The sequence below is a fragment of the Streptomyces sp. SID12501 genome (assembly GCF_010550245.1).
Taxonomy (GTDB): Bacteria; Actinomycetota; Actinomycetes; order Streptomycetales; family Streptomycetaceae; genus Streptomyces.
The window spans coordinates 75955-92416 of sequence record NZ_JAAGLU010000010.1; the positions used below are offsets into that span (position 1 = coordinate 75955).

General features: G+C 70.5%; 17 protein-coding genes and 1 riboswitch. Of the genes, 9 read left to right on the top strand and 8 right to left on the bottom strand.

Annotated features, from left to right (window positions below; genetic code table 11):
* Window positions 1-41: 41 nt before the first annotated feature.
* Window positions 42-1934 (bottom strand): anthranilate synthase family protein, encoded by a 1893-nt coding sequence (locus G3I71_RS13925; protein ID WP_164314521.1) that lies wholly within the window; start codon window positions 1932-1934, stop codon window positions 42-44.
* A 344-nt stretch (window positions 1935-2278) separates the two neighbouring features.
* Between G3I71_RS13925 and G3I71_RS13930 the strand changes: the two genes are divergently transcribed.
* Both G3I71_RS13930 and G3I71_RS13935 read left to right on the top strand, forming a co-directional pair.
* Window positions 2279-3631 (top strand): class II 3-deoxy-7-phosphoheptulonate synthase, encoded by a 1353-nt coding sequence (locus tag G3I71_RS13930; protein WP_164314523.1) that lies wholly within the window; start codon window positions 2279-2281, stop codon window positions 3629-3631.
* Between the two features lie 186 nt (window positions 3632-3817).
* The gene (locus G3I71_RS13935) at window positions 3818-4045 is read left to right on the top strand and encodes a (2Fe-2S)-binding protein (RefSeq protein ID WP_343242956.1); all 228 of its coding nucleotides are present in this window, start codon (window positions 3818-3820) and stop codon (window positions 4043-4045) included.
* Between the two features lie 32 nt (window positions 4046-4077).
* Here G3I71_RS13935 and bfr read toward each other — a convergent pair whose 3' ends face one another.
* On the bottom strand, window positions 4078-4557 hold the full coding sequence (gene bfr, locus G3I71_RS13940; protein ID WP_164314527.1) for a bacterioferritin: 480 nt from the start codon (window positions 4555-4557) through the stop codon (window positions 4078-4080).
* 184 nt (window positions 4558-4741) lie between these two features.
* Here bfr and G3I71_RS13945 point away from each other — a divergent pair, with 184 nt between their 5' ends.
* Window positions 4742-5389 carry a sulfite oxidase-like oxidoreductase gene (locus G3I71_RS13945; protein ID WP_164314529.1) on the top strand — a complete coding sequence of 216 codons (648 nt, stop codon included), beginning with the start codon at window positions 4742-4744 and terminating at the stop codon, window positions 5387-5389.
* Window positions 5390-5407: 18 nt separating this feature from the next.
* Here G3I71_RS13945 and G3I71_RS13950 read toward each other — a convergent pair whose 3' ends face one another.
* The 6 genes from G3I71_RS13950 to thiO form a co-directional block, all read right to left on the bottom strand.
* A complete protein-coding gene (locus G3I71_RS13950) occupies window positions 5408-5905 on the bottom strand; it encodes a DUF4396 domain-containing protein (protein ID WP_164314531.1) in 498 nt (165 codons plus the stop codon).
* 92 nt (window positions 5906-5997) lie between these two features.
* The gene (locus G3I71_RS13955) at window positions 5998-6867 is read right to left on the bottom strand and encodes a deoxyribonuclease IV (RefSeq protein WP_164314533.1); all 870 of its coding nucleotides are present in this window, start codon (window positions 6865-6867) and stop codon (window positions 5998-6000) included.
* Window positions 6868-6902: 35 nt separating this feature from the next.
* Window positions 6903-8861, bottom strand: coding sequence for a Stk1 family PASTA domain-containing Ser/Thr kinase (gene pknB, locus G3I71_RS13960; protein WP_164314534.1), 1959 nt, complete (start codon window positions 8859-8861; stop codon window positions 6903-6905).
* A gap of 184 nt (window positions 8862-9045) precedes the next feature.
* Window positions 9046-9840 (bottom strand): thiazole synthase, encoded by a 795-nt coding sequence (locus tag G3I71_RS13965; protein WP_164314536.1) that lies wholly within the window; start codon window positions 9838-9840, stop codon window positions 9046-9048.
* A gap of 3 nt (window positions 9841-9843) precedes the next feature.
* Window positions 9844-10044: a sulfur carrier protein ThiS gene (gene thiS / locus G3I71_RS13970; protein ID WP_164314538.1), complete on the bottom strand. Its 201-nt coding sequence runs from the start codon at window positions 10042-10044 to the stop codon at window positions 9844-9846.
* Complete coding sequence (gene thiO, locus G3I71_RS13975; protein WP_164314540.1) at window positions 10041-11204, bottom strand: glycine oxidase ThiO; 1164 nt, start codon at window positions 11202-11204, stop codon at window positions 10041-10043. The genes thiS and thiO overlap by 4 nt, the downstream gene beginning before the upstream one ends.
* Window positions 11201-11313: riboswitch (TPP riboswitch) on the bottom strand. Its footprint overlaps the gene before it by 4 nt.
* Before the next feature lie 49 nt (window positions 11314-11362).
* On the opposite strand from thiO, the gene G3I71_RS13980 reads away from it, so the two are divergent.
* From G3I71_RS13980 to G3I71_RS14005, 6 genes are all read left to right on the top strand, one after another.
* On the top strand, window positions 11363-11725 hold the full coding sequence (locus G3I71_RS13980) for a hypothetical protein (protein WP_164314542.1): 363 nt from the start codon (window positions 11363-11365) through the stop codon (window positions 11723-11725).
* Between the two features lie 53 nt (window positions 11726-11778).
* On the top strand, window positions 11779-13017 hold the full coding sequence (locus G3I71_RS13985; RefSeq protein ID WP_343242957.1) for an FAD-dependent oxidoreductase: 1239 nt from the start codon (window positions 11779-11781) through the stop codon (window positions 13015-13017).
* 85 nt (window positions 13018-13102) lie between these two features.
* Complete coding sequence (locus tag G3I71_RS13990; protein WP_164314543.1) at window positions 13103-13474, top strand: Rv2175c family DNA-binding protein; 372 nt, start codon at window positions 13103-13105, stop codon at window positions 13472-13474.
* Between the two features lie 101 nt (window positions 13475-13575).
* The gene (thiE, locus tag G3I71_RS13995; RefSeq protein ID WP_164314544.1) at window positions 13576-14262 is read left to right on the top strand and encodes a thiamine phosphate synthase; all 687 of its coding nucleotides are present in this window, start codon (window positions 13576-13578) and stop codon (window positions 14260-14262) included.
* 132 nt (window positions 14263-14394) lie between these two features.
* Window positions 14395-15318, top strand: a complete 924-nt coding sequence (metF, locus tag G3I71_RS14000; RefSeq protein ID WP_164314545.1) for a methylenetetrahydrofolate reductase [NAD(P)H] — start codon at window positions 14395-14397, stop codon at window positions 15316-15318.
* A gap of 56 nt (window positions 15319-15374) precedes the next feature.
* Window positions 15375-16448 carry a hypothetical protein gene (locus G3I71_RS14005; RefSeq protein ID WP_164314547.1) on the top strand — a complete coding sequence of 358 codons (1074 nt, stop codon included), beginning with the start codon at window positions 15375-15377 and terminating at the stop codon, window positions 16446-16448.
* Window positions 16449-16462: the final 14 nt, after the last annotated feature.

Below are 16462 nucleotides of genomic sequence, written 5' to 3' on the forward strand. Positions count from 1 at the left end.
GCGCAAGGGCGCCCGGGTACGACCCCGGGCGCCCGTCCGCCTCACCCGAGGGTGCCCGCGCCCCGCAGCCGCGCCATCAACTCCCTTACGACAGCGGCCCCGTTGAGCGTCAGCACCGACTCCGGATGGAACTGCACACCGGCGAAACCGGGCCCCCGCAGCGCATGCACCTCTCCGCTCGCGCTCCGGCTGACCTCGATCTGGTGCGCCGCCAGTTCCCTGGAGGCCTCGTCGTCGCAGTGCGCCACGAAGCTGTTGTAGAAGCCGACGGTCTCCGTCCGCCCGAACAGATCGATCTCCGTCTGCGCGCCCTGGTACGGCACTTCCTTCCGCACGATCCCCAGCCCCAGCTCCGCCGCGATCAGCTCGTGCCCGAGACAGACCCCGAGGACGCCGTGCCGGTGGTCCCGCACGGCCTCGGCAGTCAGTTCGCGCAGGAACCGCATCCTCGGGTCGGTCAGGTCGCCCGGATCACCGGGGCCGGGCCCGAGAACCAACGGCCCCTCGTGCCGTACGACGGCCTCCCGCAGCCCCGGTTCGTCGTAGCGCCGCACGGTCACCTCCAGGCCCGCCGAGCGCAGGACGTGCGCGAGCATCGCTGTGAAGGTGTCCTCGGCGTCGACGACCAGCGCGTGCCCGGTCGGCTCCGCTCCCTTTTCGGTCGCTTCCTGCATCCGCAGCCAGAACGGCGCCAGCGAGGCCCGCCGCCCGTCCAGCGCCGCCCGCACCCGCGGATCGTCCATGAGCCGCGGCCGTACGCCCGTTTCCATGGGCCGCCCCGGTACGACGCCGAGCGCCGCCAGTACCCCGGCCGCCTTGGCGTGGGTCTCGGCGACCTCGCCCGCCGGGTCCGAGCCACGGACGAGCGTGGCACCGACCGGCACCCGCAGCCGCCCGTCCGGCGCGATGTCGGCGGTCCGGATGAGGATCGGCGAGTCGAGGGTCTGCGCCCCGACAGCTCCTTCCCGCCCGCCACCCGAGTCTCGCCCGACCAGCGCCAGCGCCCCCGCGTAGTAGCCCCGCCCACCGACCTCGTGCCGCTCGATCACCCGGCAGGCGTTCTGGACGGGCGAGCCGGTGACGGTCGCCGCGAACATGGTCTCCTTCAGCACCTCGCGTACATCCAGCGAGGACCGGCCGCGCAACTCGTACTCCGTGTGCGCGAGATGGGCCATCTCCTTCAGCCGGGGTCCGACCACGACCCCGCCCATGTCGCCGACGGTGCACATCATCTTGAGCTCCTCGTCGACGACCATCGACAGCTCCTCGATCTCCTTGCCGTCGGCGAGGAAGGAGAGCAGGTGCTCGGGGGTGGGCCCGTCAGCCGGATAGCGATAGGTCCCGCTGATCGGGTTCATGACCACGGTCCCGCCGGACATCCGGACGTGCACCTCGGGGCTGGCCCCGACAAGAGTCCGCTCGCCGGTGTGCACGACGAACGTCCAGTACGCGCCCCGCTCCCCGACCAGCAGCCGCCGGAACAGGGCGAGCGCGTCGGCGCGTCCGAACCCCGGGATCTCACCCTCGTACGTCCGCCGGATGACGAAGTTCGCCCCCTCGCCCCGCCCGATCTCCTCCCGCAGCACCCGCCCGACGATGTCCGCGTACTCCTCGTCGCCGACGTCGAAGCCACCGCCCTCGACCCGCACGTCATGCGCGGGGAGCTGCTCCAGCACCTCCTCCAGCGGGAGTTCGTACGTCTCCTCGGGCGTGAGCACCGTGAGCGGGGTGCCGTCGTCGCGGACGTCGAAGCCGCGCTCGCGGATCTGGCGGAAGGGGATGAGGGCGAGACCCTCGTCGGGGATGTCGGCGAGCCGGTCGTACGTGCTCACCGGGCCGACCAGCAGTTCGACCACGGAGTGGTCGTGTCCCGGAGTGCGGCGGCGGAGCAGGGCGAACGGGCGGTTGTCGTGCAGGAGCCGGTCGAGTCGCATCGTTCCTCTTCCATCGATCGATGACTGGATCAGTGATCGGGAGGAACGGCCCGGCGCGGAAGTCCGTGGAAGTCCGCGAAAACACCGAAGGCCGCCCCTCGGGCGGCCTTCGCGAAGTCTTGCGTACGCGCAGTCAGTGGGCCGCCGAGTGAGCGGGCCACCACCAGTTCTGGTTCTGGGTCGAGTGCGCGAACATGCGACGGACCATACACCAGGGGTGGCGGACAGATCACGAACCGGCGCACGGACCGGCCGTTCCGCTCACCGGACCCGAACGAGCGAACCGCGTCTCACTTGATGAGCAGGCGGATGGACGCCAGACATGACCCCGTAATGTTGAGTCCGTGACCGTGAACGCTAAGACCAGCGCCAGCTCTGGCAACACCTGGCGAGACCTGCCCGCGGCGCAGCAGCCCGAGTACCCCGACACCGAGGCTCTGCGCGCAGTCGTTGCGGAACTCGAGTCGTATCCGCCGCTCGTCTTCGCGGGCGAGTGCGACCAGCTGCGCGCCCGGATGGCGGCCGTCGCCAAGGGAGAGGCGTTCCTCCTCCAGGGCGGCGACTGCGCGGAGTCCTTCGACGCTGTCGGCGCCGAGCAGATCCGCGCCAAGCTGAAGACCCTCCTCCAGATGGGCGCCGTCCTCACCTACGCGGCCTCCGTGCCGGTCGTGAAGGTCGGCCGGATCGCCGGCCAGTATTCGAAGCCGCGCTCCAAGGGCACCGAGACCCGCGACGGTGTGACCCTGCCGACGTACCGCGGTGACTCGGTCAACGGCTTCGACTTCGTCGAGGCGACCCGGATCCCGGATCCCGAGCGGCTGAAGCGGATGTACAACGCGTCCGCCTCCACGCTCAACCTGGTCCGCGCCTTCACCACGGGCGGTTACGCCGACCTGCGCCAGGTGCACGCCTGGAACCAGGACTTCGTGAAGTCGTCCCCGTCCGGCCAGCGGTACGAGCAGCTGGCCCGCGAGATCGACAACGCGCTGAACTTCATGCGCGCCTGCGGCACGGACCCGGCCGAGTTCCAGACGGTCGAGTTCTACTCCTCCCACGAGGCGCTGCTGCTGGACTACGAGTCGGCGCTGACCCGGGTCGACTCCCGCACGGGGAGGCTGTACGACGTCTCGGCGCACATGGTGTGGATCGGTGAGCGCACCCGGCAACTGGACGGCGCGCACATCGAGTTCGCCTCCCAGATCCGCAACCCGATCGGCATCAAGCTCGGCCCGACGACGACGGCCGAGGAGGCGCTGCAGTACATCGAGCGTCTCGACCCGGACCGTGAGCCGGGCCGGCTGACCTTCGTCGTCCGGATGGGCGCCGACAAGGTCCGCGACAAGCTGCCCGAGCTGGTCGAGAAGGTCACGGCATCGGGTTCGACGGTGGCCTGGGTGACCGACCCGATGCACGGCAACACCTTCGAGGCGGCCTCGGGTCACAAGACCCGCCGCTTCGACGACGTGCTCGACGAGGTCAAGGGCTTCTTCGAGGTCCACAAGGAGCTGGGTACGCACCCCGGCGGTATCCATGTGGAGCTGACGGGTGACGACGTCACCGAGTGCGTGGGCGGCGGCGACGAGATCTTCGTCGACGACCTCCACCACCGCTACGAGACGGCCTGCGACCCCCGGCTGAACCGCAGTCAGTCGCTCGACCTGGCGTTCCTGGTCGCGGAGATGTACCGGGACCAGTAGCAGATCACCAGTCATTGCGCCTCTTACCGGCGCGTGCCATGGGGCGCGGATCACATACGATCCGCGCCCCACACCACTTTTCGGGCACCTGCGAGCCGGGTAAGGTTAGGTTTGCCTCACCGGCCAAACGGACATCCTTGGTCTCGGTAGGGCATGACCTTTGGACCCCGTCGGGAGGTGACCCGCGTGTACGTCTGCAACTGCTTCGGAGTGACCGAGACGCAGGTGAAGAAGCATGCGGCGGACGGCGCCAGCACTCCCCGGCAGATAGCCTCGGCCTGCAAGGCGGGCACGGACTGCGGCTCGTGCGTACGGCGCATCCAGGCGCTGCTGGGCAGGGGTGCCTGCCCGACCCGTGGACTCGTGGACGAGAGCAAGCCGGTCTTGGTCGAACAGCTGGACGAGGCCGCCTGAGCGTCTGAGCCCTGGAGGCCGACTCTCGGGTCTCAGCTCTCGGGCTGCTCGATGAGCTGCGCGATGTAGAGGGGCTCGCCGAGCTTCTCCACCAGTTCCAGCTGGGTGTCCAGGTAGTCGATGTGGTGCTCCTCGTCCGCGAGGATCGACTCGAAGATGTTCGCGGACGTGATGTCGCCCTTGCCGCGCATGACCTCGATACCGCGCTTGAGTCGGTCGATCGCCTCGACCTCGACCTGCCGGTCCGCCTGGAACATCTCGGTAAGGGTCTGGCCGACCCGCACATGGAAGAGCCGCTGGTAGTTCGGCAGGCCCTCCAGGAACAGGATCCGGTCGGTGAGGATCTCCGCGTGCTTCATCTCGTCGATGGACTCGTGCCGCGTGTACTTCGCGAGCTTCGTCCAGCCGAAGTTCTCCTGCATTTTCGCGTGCAGGAAGTACTGGTTGATCGCCGTGAGTTCGGCGGTCAGCTGCTCGTTGAGGAATTCGAGGACCTCGGGGTCGCCCTGCATCGCAGAGGCTCCTTCCAAACGGGGACTTGCTGGGTTGCCGCCGAATGATCGCACCGCCACCGAGGATCGTCCAGTAAGTGCGCACTTAGTAAGTAAGGGCATGCTTAGTCCAAGTTATCCGGACTTGGTGGAATCTGGACCGGCCTGGTCATGCACACTCTCCCTCGTCTGTCAGGATGGAGTCATGGGTCAGCCGGTGGAAAGTGAATCGGGAGGGCGTGATTCAGGAGGTGCGGCGCAGCCCGAATTGCCGCCGGGACAGCGAGTACAGCGCGGCTGGCCGGTCACCCATTACGGGCCGGTACCCAAATTCCGTCCCGAACGCTGGGAGTTCAGGGTTTTCGGCGCCACCGCCGACGGCGAGAAGCGCTGCTGGAACCATGAGGAGTTCACGGCCCTGCCGCACTCCTCCGTTCTGGCCGACCTGCACTGCGTCACGAAGTTCAGCATGCTCGGCGCCGAGTGGGGTGGAATTCCGGCGCGGACGATCCTCATGGCGGCTCCGCCGGCGTCCGAGGTCACCCATGTCATGGTCTGGGCGGAATACGGCTTCAGCTCGAATCTCCGGCTGGCCGATTTCGCTTCCGACGGCACTATCTTCGCCACCCACAAGGACGGCGAACTCCTCACCGCTGAACACGGTTTCCCGCTCCGGCTGGTGGTGCCCCACCTGTACGCCTGGAAGGGCCCCAAGTGGGTGCGCGGGGTGGAGTACATGACCGCCGACCGCCGTGGCTTCTGGGAGGAGCGCGGCTATCACAACGTCGGTGACCCGTGGCGCGAGCAGCGCTACTCGTACCAGGAGGAGCCCGGGGACGGCCCCGAGCTCTGAGGTCCCCAGGCGCCGGGGTCAGTGGTGGTAACGGTGCACCGCCGCGTGGCCCTTGCCGCGGCCGATCGTCCACTTGTTGACCGGTGTGGTGACGACGAACGCGATCGCCAGTGAGATCGTCAGCGCACCCCAGAACAGCAGGTCGTCCAGCTGGGCGTCCATCGCGCCCGGCCACAGCACGATCACGCCGTTGTCGACCAGCTCCATCACGGCGATCGACAGGGTGTCCGCGGCCAGCGCCACCCGCACGGCCGTCCGGAGACCGACACCGGCCCGCAGGACGCCGCGGAGGGTGAGCGAGTAGCCGAAGAGGAACGCCAGGACGATCGCCAGCACGGTGGTGGGCAGGTTCCCCCAGCCGAACGCCGTGCCGATGACCATGCCGAGCACCTCGCCGATGGCGCAGCCGGTGAGGCAGTGAAGGGTGGCCTGGACGGCCACGGCCCAGGTGGCGGCCGGTGCGTGGGCCTGTGTATGGGCCGGTGTGTGCTGGTGTGCGTGTGTCTCGTGCTCCATGAGGACCCCCGGTGTCACGCGGTCACGGATTCCTGTTCCTGCACTCGCCAGCAATATACCCCCCGGGGGTATTCCCCGCTCTGCTCGCTCCCCTATCCGTCCCGGAGTTTCTTCAGCCGCTCCACGTCCGCCGCGTGCCCCTCCTTGCCGCCGGGCGTCTCGACGATCAGCGGTACGCCCTCGGTCGCGGGGTGCGTCATCAGTGCGCGGAACGGGTCCTCGCCGATATGGCCCGCGCCGATGTTCTCGTGCCGGTCCTTGTGCGCGCCGACCACGTCCTTGGAGTCGTTGGCGTGGATCAGCTTCAGCCGCCCCTCGCCGACCGTGTCCACGAGCAGGTCGAGGGTCTGGTGCATCCCGCTGGGCCCGGTCAGGTCGTGCCCGGCGGCGAAGATGTGGCAGGTGTCGAGACAGACGCCGAGCCTGGGATGGGCGTCGAGCGCCTCGAAGTACGGCCCGAAGTCCCAGGTGCGCGAGCAGAGGGAGGAGCCCTGCCCGGCGGTCGACTCCAGGAGCAGAAACGGGTCGTCGTCGTGGGTGAGCTCGTCGAGGAGCGGCAGCAGATGCTCCCGCACCTGCTTGAGGGCCACGGACCGGTCCCGCCCGCCGGTCGCGCTCCCGGTGTGCACCACCACGCCCAGCGCGCCGATCTCCCGCCCGCGCCGCAGCGAGTGCCGCAGCGACTCCACCGACCGCTCGGCGGTCGCCTCGGTGTGCGAGCCGAAGTTGATCAGGTACGGGGCATGGACGTACGCCGGGATCGAGCCGTCGGCACACGCCGTCCGGAACGCCTCGTCCTGCCGGGGACTGCCCACGGGTGTCGCCCAGCCGCGCGGGTTGGCGACGAAGACCTGCACGGTCTCGGCCAGCAGGTCACGGGCGTAGGACAGGCCGACGGAATGGAGACCGCCGGCCACGGGGACATGGCCGCCGACGGGGTTGCGGAGCTGCTTGCTGGTCACCCTTTCAGGGTGTCACGCGGCGCCGCGTGCTCCCGTCAGCGGATCGTGATGGTGATCGTCGACCCCTTGGCGGCGGTGTCGCCGCCGTCCACGGACTGCTTCTTCACCGTGTCGCCGAAGAGCCCGAGCAGCCCCCGGTCCTCGTCGACCGAGAACCCGGCCCCCTCCAGAGCCGCCTTCGCGTCGTCGACGCTGTCGCCCACGACATCCGGGACCTCGATCATCTCGGGGCCCTTGGAGATCGTCAGCGTGACGGTGTCGCCCTGCTCGGCCTCGCTGCCGCCCTCCGGTGACTGGACGGCGACCTCTCCCTGCTCGAACTCGTCCGAGTTGACGGTCCCGGTGGCGACCGTGACCTTCAGCCCCGCCTCCTCCAGCTCGGCCTGCGCGTCGGCGAGAGTCGCGCCGGTGACGTCGGAGACCTCCACCGGGCTGCCCTTGCTGACGACGAGGGCTACCGCGGAACCCGCGCGCCGCTCGGTGCCGACATCCGGGCTGGTGCTGATCACGGAACCGCGGGGCACCTCCTCGCTGAACTCCCGGGTGACCCTTCCAGGCTCCAGACCGGTCCGCTTCAGCAGCGCTCTGGCCTTGTCGAGGCGCAAGCCCGTGACCTGGGGCACGGGCACGGTCTCCGGCCCCAAGGAGATGGTCAGCGTCACGGTGTCGTTGACCCGGATGCGCGTACTGACGTCAGGGTCCGTACTGATGACGGCGCCGCGAGCCACCGTGTCGCTGTAGGCCTCCGTGGTGGTGGCCTCGAGGCCGGCGGCCTTCAGCCGCTCCCTCGCCTGTGCCTCTGACTGCGCCAGCACCGCCGGGACATGGGTGAACTGCCCGGAGTTGATGTACCAGACGCCCGCGCCCACACCGAGGACGAGCAGTACGGCGGCGACGAGGATGACGAGCGGCGCACGCCGTTTCGGACTCCGCGCGGCCCGCCGGGAGGGTGGGGCGGGCGCCGGGGGAGCGCCGACGGCTCCCAGCCGACTGGTCCGGTTCAACCGCCGCCCGTCGACCGGGGGTTCGTCCTCGTTGACGGGCAGGGGCCGCGGCACGGACAGCGCGCGCGGGATGACACTCGTCAGGTTCTCGGCGTTGCCGTGCCCCGAGGTGATGGCCTGCGGCGGTACGGCGTCCAGCTGGTCGGTGTCGAGCGAGCCGCGCGTCTCCAGGACCTGCGAGAGCAGTGCCACGGCGTCGTACGGGCGGATGTCGGCGTTGCGGGCGGTGGCCGAGGCGACCAGCGCGTCCAGTTCGAAGGCCAGCCCCGGTACGAGGGCCGAGGGCGGCGGCACGTCCTCGTGCAGGTGCTTGTAGAGCACCAGCGCGGGGGAGTCGCCGTAGTGCGGCTGGTCGCCGGTCAGCATCTCGTAGAGGACGATTCCGCAGGCGTACACGTCGACCCGGGGATCGGCCGTGCCGCTCTCGATCTGCTCGGGCGCCAGGTAGGAGACGGTGCCGAGGACGGACCCGGTCGTGCTGGTGACCGTGTCCACGACCCGCACGAGTCCGAAGTCGGCGACCTTGACCCGCCCGTCGTCCCCTATCAGCACGTTCTCGGGCTTCATGTCGCGGTGCACGAACCCAGCCCGGTGCGCGGCGCCGAGGGCGGCGAGCACCGGCTCCAGGATGTCGAGCGCGGCCCTCGGCTGGAGCGCGCCGCGCTCGCGCAGCACGTCACGCAGGGTGCAGCCGGCGACGTACTCCATGGCGAGATAGACATAGGGCCCGTCGGTGCCCTGGTCGAAGACCTGCACGACGTTGGGGTGCGCGAGCCGGGCCACAGACTTCGCTTCCCGGATGAACCGCTCGACGAAGGACACGTCCGCCGCGAGCGTCGGATGCATCACCTTGAGGGCGAGCACACGGTCGAGGCGGGTGTCCACGGCCCGGTAGACCGTGGCCATCCCGCCGACCGCGATCCGCGCGTCCACGCGATAGCGGCCGTCGAGCACCTGCCCGACGAGAGGGTCCTGAAGGGTCGTATCCACGCAGGTGAGTGTACGAGCCGTCGCTGACAAGCCCGCAGTTTCGGCCAGGAAAGCACAGGAAAGCAGCGGGACTGAAGCCGACCTGTGACGCGGATCGCACCGGCCGGCTGGCAAGGGCGGTGGAGCCCCACAGGAGAGCTTCCCTGGTGAACGGGCTGGAAACAGGTGGTGCGTGGGTGGGAGATCAGAAAGCGGGCCGCTCAGGATCCAGCTCGGCAAGCCCGGCCACAGGCGACGAAGCCGAAGCGAAGTGCCGCCGGGGAATCCGCCCGGCCCGGTAGGCCAGCCTTCCCGCCGAAACCCCGTACCGCATCCCCTCCGCCATCAGCACCGGCTCCTGCGCCCGGGTGACGGCCGACGCCAGCATCACCCCCGCGCACCCCAGCTCCATCGCCAGCGCCACATCCGACGCCGTCCCCGCCCCCGCGTCCAGAATCACCGGCACACGCGCGTGCTCCACGATCAGCTGGAAGTTGTGCGGGTTGCGAATCCCCAGCCCCGACCCGATCGGCGACCCGAGCGGCATGACCGCCGCGCACCCCACGTCCTCAAGTTTGCGCGCCAGCACAGGGTCGTCGTTCGTGTACGGCAGCACCGTGAAGCCGTCCTCCACCAGCACCTCCGCCGCGTCCAGCAACTCGATCGGGTCCGGCAGCAGTGTCCGCTCGTCGGCGATGACCTCCAGCTTCACCAGGTCCGTACCGAGCGCCTCCCGGGCCAGCCGGGCCGTCAGCACGGCCTCCCCGGCGGTGAAGCACCCCGCGGTGTTGGGCAGCACCCGGATGCCCAGCCGCTCCAGCACCGACAGCACCGACCCGTGCACCGAGGGATCGACGCGCCGCATCGCGACCGTCGTCAGCTCCGTGCCGGAGGCCACCAGCGCCCGCTCCAGCACGTCGAGGCTGGGCGCACCCCCCGTACCCATGATCAGCCGCGACGTGAAGGTCGTACCGCCGAGGACGAAGGGATCGTCGGCCATGGCTCAGCCCCCCTGGACGGCGGTGAGGACCTCGACACGGTCGCCCTCGGCGAGGGAGGTCGCCGACCATCGCGCGCGCGGGACGACGGTTTCGTTGAGCGCGGCGGCCACACCGGAGGGCGCCGTGGTGAGGGACTTCACCAGCGCGTCGAGCGCGGTACCCGGGGAGACCTCGCGCCGGCGGCCGTTCACCAGGATGTTCATACGAGCTGCTCCATACGCGCGGTGTCGAACCGGCGGGGCGTGAAGGCCCGGGCCTCGGCGGGCAGTTCACCGGTGGCCAGAACAGTGGCCATGGCGTCTCCCGTGACCGGCGTCAGCAGCACACCGTTGCGATAGTGGCCCGTGGCCAGCAGCAGCCCGTCCAGCGCGGTCGGGCCGAGCAGTGGCGCGTTGTCGGGGGACGCGGGGCGCAGACCGGCCCGCGTCTCCGTCAACGGCAACTCGGTGATCCCGGGGACGAGTTCGTGGGCGTCGCGCAGCAACTCGTACACACCGCCCGCCGTGACCGTCGTGTCCCAGCCCAGCTCCTCGCTGGTCGCCCCGACGACCAGCTCACCGTTCTCGCGCGGCACCAGATAGACCTGGCTGCCGCGCACCACGGCCCGCACGGTCCGGCTCAGGAACGGCGCATACCGCTTCGGCACGGTCACCCGCAACACCTGCCCCTTCACGGGCCGTACGGGCGGCAGCACGGCCTCCGGGACGCCCGCGAGCCGCCCGCTGAGGCTGCCCCCGGCCAGCACGATCGACCCGGCGGCCAGTTCGTCGCCGTCCGAGTCCGTGACCGACACGGCCCGTCCCCGCCGTACGTCGAGCCGCTCGGCCCACGTGCGGCGCAGCACCACCCCGGCCCGCTCGCACACGTCCACCAGAGCCCCGGCCAGCCGTCGCGGATCGATCTGGTGGTCGCCGTCCACCCGCAGCCCCCCGCGCACGCCCGGCGCGAGCATCGGCTCCAGACGCCGGCACTCGCGCCCCGAGAGCCACTCCGAGTCCAGGCCCGATCGCTGTTGCAGGGCGTGCAGTTCGCGCAGTTCGGCGCGGTCGTCGGCGTCGAGTGCGACGGCGAGCGTGCCGCAGCGGCGGTAGCCGAGATCGTGGCCGGTCAGCTCGGTGAGCTCGGCCACGAAGTCCGGGTAGCGGCGGGCCGACTCCAGGTTCAGCCCCAGCAGGGTCTGCTCGCCGTGGTGCAGCTCCGTGACGGCGGCCAGCATCCCGGCCGCCACCTGCGCGGCCCCGCCGCCCGGCACCGGGTCGACGACGGTCACGGTGAGCCCGCGCTGCGCGGCCCGCCAGGCCGTCACCAGCCCGATGATCCCGCCTCCGACGACAACGACGTCCGAGGTGTGTGTACGCGACATGGGCGTCCAGCCCCTCCCTTCGCCGGCATGACCCGGATCAGGTTCGTACGGTCGGAGGCCGCCAGCCTCCCTCTCAGCCCGGTGCGTCCGGGCTCCCGCGTGCTTACGCTGGCCACCCTAGCCCGCGGTCCGACGCACACGTAAGGGAGCCTCGGCCCATGCCCCGCTCGCTCGACGGTCTCGTCCTCGCCCCGGTCGTGGACCAGGCGCCTGGCCAGGTGGGGACGCGTACCCGGTTCACCTACCACGAGCAGGACGGCGAGATCTGGGCCGAGTACGCGGGCGGGGACGTCGTCCGCGGCCGACTCGTGGGTACACGGGAGGGCGACCGTCTCGAGTTCCGGTACGTGCAGTTGAAGCGCGACGGGACGACGTCCTCGGGCCACTGCGTGTCCGAGGTGACCGAACTGCCGGACGGGCGGGTGCGGTTGGCGGAGACCTGGGAGTGGGAGTCGCAGCCGGGCAGCGGGACGAGCCTGGTCGAGCAAGTCGCAGAGGCCGAACAGACGGGTGTGCAGTAGGTCACTTCCCGCGCCCACTGACTGACAATTTGTCAGTTGTCTATGGTGATCGGGTGAGTGAGCAGACGCAGGCACAGGGCACACCGGGCGGGTCACGGCCGCGACACGTGGTCGTCGTGGGCGCGGGCATGGCCGGGGTGCAGACCGCGGTCGCCCTGCGGGAGCAGGGGTTCACCGGCACCGTCACGCTGTTCGGCGCCGAACCCCATCAGCCGTACGACCGGCCGCCGCTGTCCAAGGCCGTCCTGCTCGGCAAGGCGGAGGGCTCCGCCTTCGACGTCGACTTCGAGGCCCTCGGCATCGAACTGCTGCTCGGGCGCGAGGTGCTGGGCGTCCGCACCGGCGAACACGAGCTGGACACCCCCGAGGGACCCGTGCCGTACGACGTCCTGGTCCTCGCGACCGGCGCCGAACCGATCCGGCTGCCGGGCACCGAGGGCGTACCCGGTGTGCATCTGCTGCGCACCCTCGACGACGCCGAGCGGCTGCGGCCCGTACTCGCGCGCCAGCACGACATCGTGGTCGTCGGGGCCGGCTGGATCGGTGCCGAGTTCGCCACGGCCGCGCGAGAGGCCGGCTGCGCCGTCACCGTCGTCGAGGCCGCCGACCGGCCGCTCGCGGGCGCCCTGCCCGCCGAGGTGGCCGCGCCGATGGCCGCCTGGTACGCCGACAGCGGGGCCTTGTTGCGTACCCACGCGCGCGTGGCCCGCGTCGAGCCCGGAGTGGTGGTGCTCGACGACGGCTCGCGGCTGCCCGCGGGCGCCGTCGTGGTCGGCATCGGGGCCCGCCCTGCCACAGCCTGGCTCGCGGGCTCGGGTATCGCCCTGGGCGACCACCGCGAGGTCGTCGCCGACGACCACCTGCGCACCTCGGCGGCGGACGTCTACGCGGTCGGCGACTGCGCCTCCTTCCCCTCGGGAAGGTACGGCCGGCGACTTCTGGTCCACCACTGGGACAACGCCCTCCAGGGACCCCGCGCGGTCGCCGCGAACATCATCGGGGAGTCCCCGGCGGTCTACGACCCGGTCCCGTACTTCTGGTCGGAGCAGTTCGGCCGCTTCGTCCAGTACGTCGGCCACCACCAGACCGCCGACACCACCCTGTGGCGCGGCGACCCGTCCGGCCCCGCCTGGACGGTCTGCTGGCTGCGGGAGGGCCGCCTGGTCGCCCTGCTGGCCGTGGGCCGCCCCCGGGACCTGGCCCAGGGACGCCGTCTGGTCGAGGCGGGCGCCCTGATGGATGCCGAGGCGCTGACGGACCCGTCCCGGCCCCTGAAGGCGGCCACGGCGTAGCCCGAGGCCTCTCGATGCCACCGGATCGGCCCAGGTCGGAGGGGCCCGGCTTCCGACTGTCAGTGCGGGATGGCACGCTTGTGCCGTGACCGAGATTGACGCAAAGATCGATGCTCTCGTCCCCGCCTGGCTCACGCTGCCGGACATCGCGGAAATCCTCGATATCGAGGTGACACGCGTTCGGCAGCTGGTCAGGGAGGGCCAAGTGATCGCCGTACGCCGTGGTGAGAACCGCGCGCTGCACGTCCCCGCCGCCTTTATCGACGGGGTCGAGCAGAAGGTCGTCAAGGGCCTCACCGGCACCTTGACGCTCCTGCGGGACGACGGCTACTCCGACGCAGAGATGCTGGAGTGGCTCTTCACTCCCGACCCGAGCCTGCCCGGCACCCCCGCGCAGGCCCTCAGCGAGAATCGTGGCACGGAGGTGAAGCGTCGCGCCCAGGCGCTCGCCGTCTGATCCGACCAGCCGTCCGACGTGCGGGCCGCGGTCCGCACACCGCCACACAGGGGCGCGCCCGGGGGAGAACACCCCGGGGCGCGCCCATGGGGGACACCCGCATGCCCGAGACGACCGACACCGTGCCCGGGGCGACCGCCGACGCCCGCACGACCCGCGCCCGGCTCGCCGACGCCCGGGTCTACCTCTGCACCGACGCCCGCAGGCGACAGGGCGACCTCGCCGAGTTCCTGGACGCCGTCCTGGCCGGCGGGGTCGACATCGTGCAGCTGCGTGACAAGGGCATGGAGGCGGCCGAGGAACTGGACCACCTCCAGGTGTTCGCCGACGCCTGCGCCCGGCACGGCAGGCTGCTCGCGGTCAACGACCGCGCGGACGTCGCCCACGCGGCCGGGGCCGACGTACTCCACCTCGGCCAGGGCGACCTGCCCGTCCCGGCGGCCCGCGCGATCCTCGGCCCGGACGTGCTCGTCGGCCGTTCCACGCACGCCGACTCCGAGGCCGCGGCAGCCGCCGTCCATGAAGGCGTCGACTACTTCTGCACCGGCCCCTGCTGGCCGACCCCCACCAAGCCGGGCCGCCACGCGCCCGGCCTCGACCTGGTCCGGTACACGGCCGGGCTCGCCACCGAGCGACCCTGGTTCGCCATCGGCGGCATCGACCTGGGCAACCTGGACGAGGTGCTGGCGGCGGGCGCCCGCCGGGTCGTCGTCGTACGGGCGATGACGGAGGCCGACGACCCGGGCGCGGCGGCGGCGGAGTTCGCCAAGCGGCTGCGAGCCCTGTAGCGGGGCCGTCGGAGGTCCCTGAGGTTCAGGTGTCCCGGCCCGGGTGTCCGAGGCGTGGACAACAAGTCGACAATCCGGGCAAATTTCCGCCATCCGGTTGGGGGACCGCCGCCCCCTGACTAACCTGCGGGTATGGCCCTAGGAACCGCGTCCACCAGGACTGACCACGCACGCACGGTGCGTGACATGCTCGCGTCCGGCAAGACCACGTATTCCTTCGAGTTCTCGGCGCCGAAGACTCCCAAGGGCGAGCGGAACCTGTGGAACGCGCTCAGGAGGGTCGAGGCGGTCGCACCGGACTTCGTGTCCGTGACGTACGGCGCCGGCGGGTCGACGCGGGCGGGGACGGTCAAGGAGACCCAGCAGATCGTCTCCGACACGACGCTCACCCCGGTCGCCCACCTCACCGCGGTCAACCACTCCGTCGCCGAACTGCGCAACATCATCGGCCAGTACGCCGACGCGGGCATCCGCAACATCCTGGCCGTGCGCGGAGACCCGCCCGGCGATCCGATGGCCGAGTGGGTACCGCACCCGAGCGGTCTGACGTACGCGGCCGAACTCGTGCGTCTCATCAAGGAGTCGGGCGACTTCTGCGTAGGAGTCGCCGCCTTCCCCGAGACGCACCCGCGCTCTCCCGACCGGGACACGGACGTCACGCACTTCGTCGACAAGTGCCGGGCCGGCGCGGACTACGCGATCACCCAGATGTTCTTCCACCCGGAGTCGTATCTGCGGCTGCGGGACGCCGTCGCGGCGGCGGGCTGCCCGACCCCGGTCATCCCCGAGGTCATGCCCGTGACCAGCGTGCGGATGCTGGAGCGGCTGCCGCAGCTCAGCAACGCGGCCATCCCGTCTACCCTGAAAGAGCGGATCCTCACAGCCAAAGACGACGCGGCGGCTGTACGCTCCATTGGCATCGAGTTCGCCACGGAGTTCTGCGCGCGACTGCTGGCCGAGGGAATCCCCGGACTGCACTTCATTACGCTGAACAACTCCACGGCATCGCTGGAAATCTACGAAAACCTGGGTCTGCACCACCCACAGCGGGCCTAGACCGGCCGCACCGGCGTACGACACACTGCGTAGCGGCCACTGGGAGAGGGGCGTACATGGGCTGGACGGTCCTCTACATCGCGTTTGGCATCGTCGCGTTGTGGCTACTCGGAGAGGTTCTGCTGCAGTACAAGGCGCGGCTGCGCTGGCGGCTGCTGGCCTTCGGCGGCTTCCTCGGCGTGGTCCTCGGCGTGCTCATCCCGAATGTGCTGGTCATCGGCCTGGGCGCCGCGGCCTTCGCGGTCGGGCAGACGTACGTCACCCTGTCGTTCCGCAGCGGCTTCTCGGCCGGTTGGGCCGTGGCGGGCCGCCCGGGCTTCCTCGGGCGGTTCGGCAAGGGCAAGGGCCGCGACGAGAACGAGTACAAGGACCCGACCCTGGAGGTCTCCGGCCTGGAGGCACCCGAGGGCGCGTACGCACCGGGCAACGCCTTCGGAAACGATTCCGCGGACGGTGCCGGGAACGACGCCTACGACACCGGTGCCGGAACGTACCAGCAGGGCGACGACTTCGACCGCGACTACGACCGGGACGACGTCTTCACCCCCGCCCGGCCCGCGGCCGTCTACGAACCGCAGCCCCTCCCCGACGACACCGGCTCGTACGGCGTGTACAGCGATGCCGCGTACGCGGCGGCGACCGGCCAGGACCAGTCCTACGCCGGCGCGGGCCAGCAGGACCAGTCGTACGCGGCGGCGGCCCAGAGCGGCGACCAGACCTACGGGTACGACGGCTACACCGGCTACGACCAGCAGCAGTACGGCTACGACGCCTCGGGTCAGCAGCAGTACGCGGCCTACTCCGACCCGTACATCGGCCAGGGCTACGGCGGTAACTCCTACGACGCCGGCTACGACCAGCAGCAGTACGGTCAGCAGGGCTACGCCCAGGACCAGTACGGCAACGGCGGCTACAACGAGACCCCGTCGAACGGTGTCTGGGTCCCGCAGCAGCGCAACAACGACGACCCGTTCTTCGGCGGCGAACTCCCGCCGGAGCAGCAGTATCCCTATCAGGACAACGGCAACGGCCAGGGCAACGGCCAAAGTCAGGACAACGGGCACGGACAGGGCAACGGCAACGGTCAGACGAACGGGCACGGGTACGACGAGCAGCAGTACCGCTTCTAGCGGCGCCGCTGCCG

What these genes read in the sequence shown, in the direction of transcription:
- thiS (WP_164314538.1), bottom strand. Translation starts at nt 10,044, where the DNA reads ATGAACATCCTGGTGAACGGCCGCCGGCGCGAGGTCTCCCCGGGTACC.
- G3I71_RS13945 (WP_164314529.1), top strand. Translation starts at nt 4,742, where the DNA reads ATGGGTCAGCCGGTGGAAAGTGAATCGGGAGGGCGTGATTCAGGAGGT.
- G3I71_RS14005 (WP_164314547.1), top strand. Translation starts at nt 15,375, where the DNA reads ATGGGCTGGACGGTCCTCTACATCGCGTTTGGCATCGTCGCGTTGTGG.
- G3I71_RS13950 (WP_164314531.1), bottom strand. Translation starts at nt 5,905, where the DNA reads ATGGAGCACGAGACACACGCACACCAGCACACACCGGCCCATACACAG.
- bfr (WP_164314527.1), bottom strand. Translation starts at nt 4,557, where the DNA reads ATGCAGGGCGACCCCGAGGTCCTCGAATTCCTCAACGAGCAGCTGACC.
- G3I71_RS13965 (WP_164314536.1), bottom strand. Translation starts at nt 9,840, where the DNA reads ATGGCCGACGATCCCTTCGTCCTCGGCGGTACGACCTTCACGTCGCGG.
- G3I71_RS13925 (WP_164314521.1), bottom strand. Translation starts at nt 1,934, where the DNA reads ATGCGACTCGACCGGCTCCTGCACGACAACCGCCCGTTCGCCCTGCTC.
- thiE (WP_164314544.1), top strand. Translation starts at nt 13,576, where the DNA reads ATGCCCGAGACGACCGACACCGTGCCCGGGGCGACCGCCGACGCCCGC.
- metF (WP_164314545.1), top strand. Translation starts at nt 14,395, where the DNA reads ATGGCCCTAGGAACCGCGTCCACCAGGACTGACCACGCACGCACGGTG.
- thiO (WP_164314540.1), bottom strand. Translation starts at nt 11,204, where the DNA reads ATGTCGCGTACACACACCTCGGACGTCGTTGTCGTCGGAGGCGGGATC.
- G3I71_RS13980 (WP_164314542.1), top strand. Translation starts at nt 11,363, where the DNA reads ATGCCCCGCTCGCTCGACGGTCTCGTCCTCGCCCCGGTCGTGGACCAG.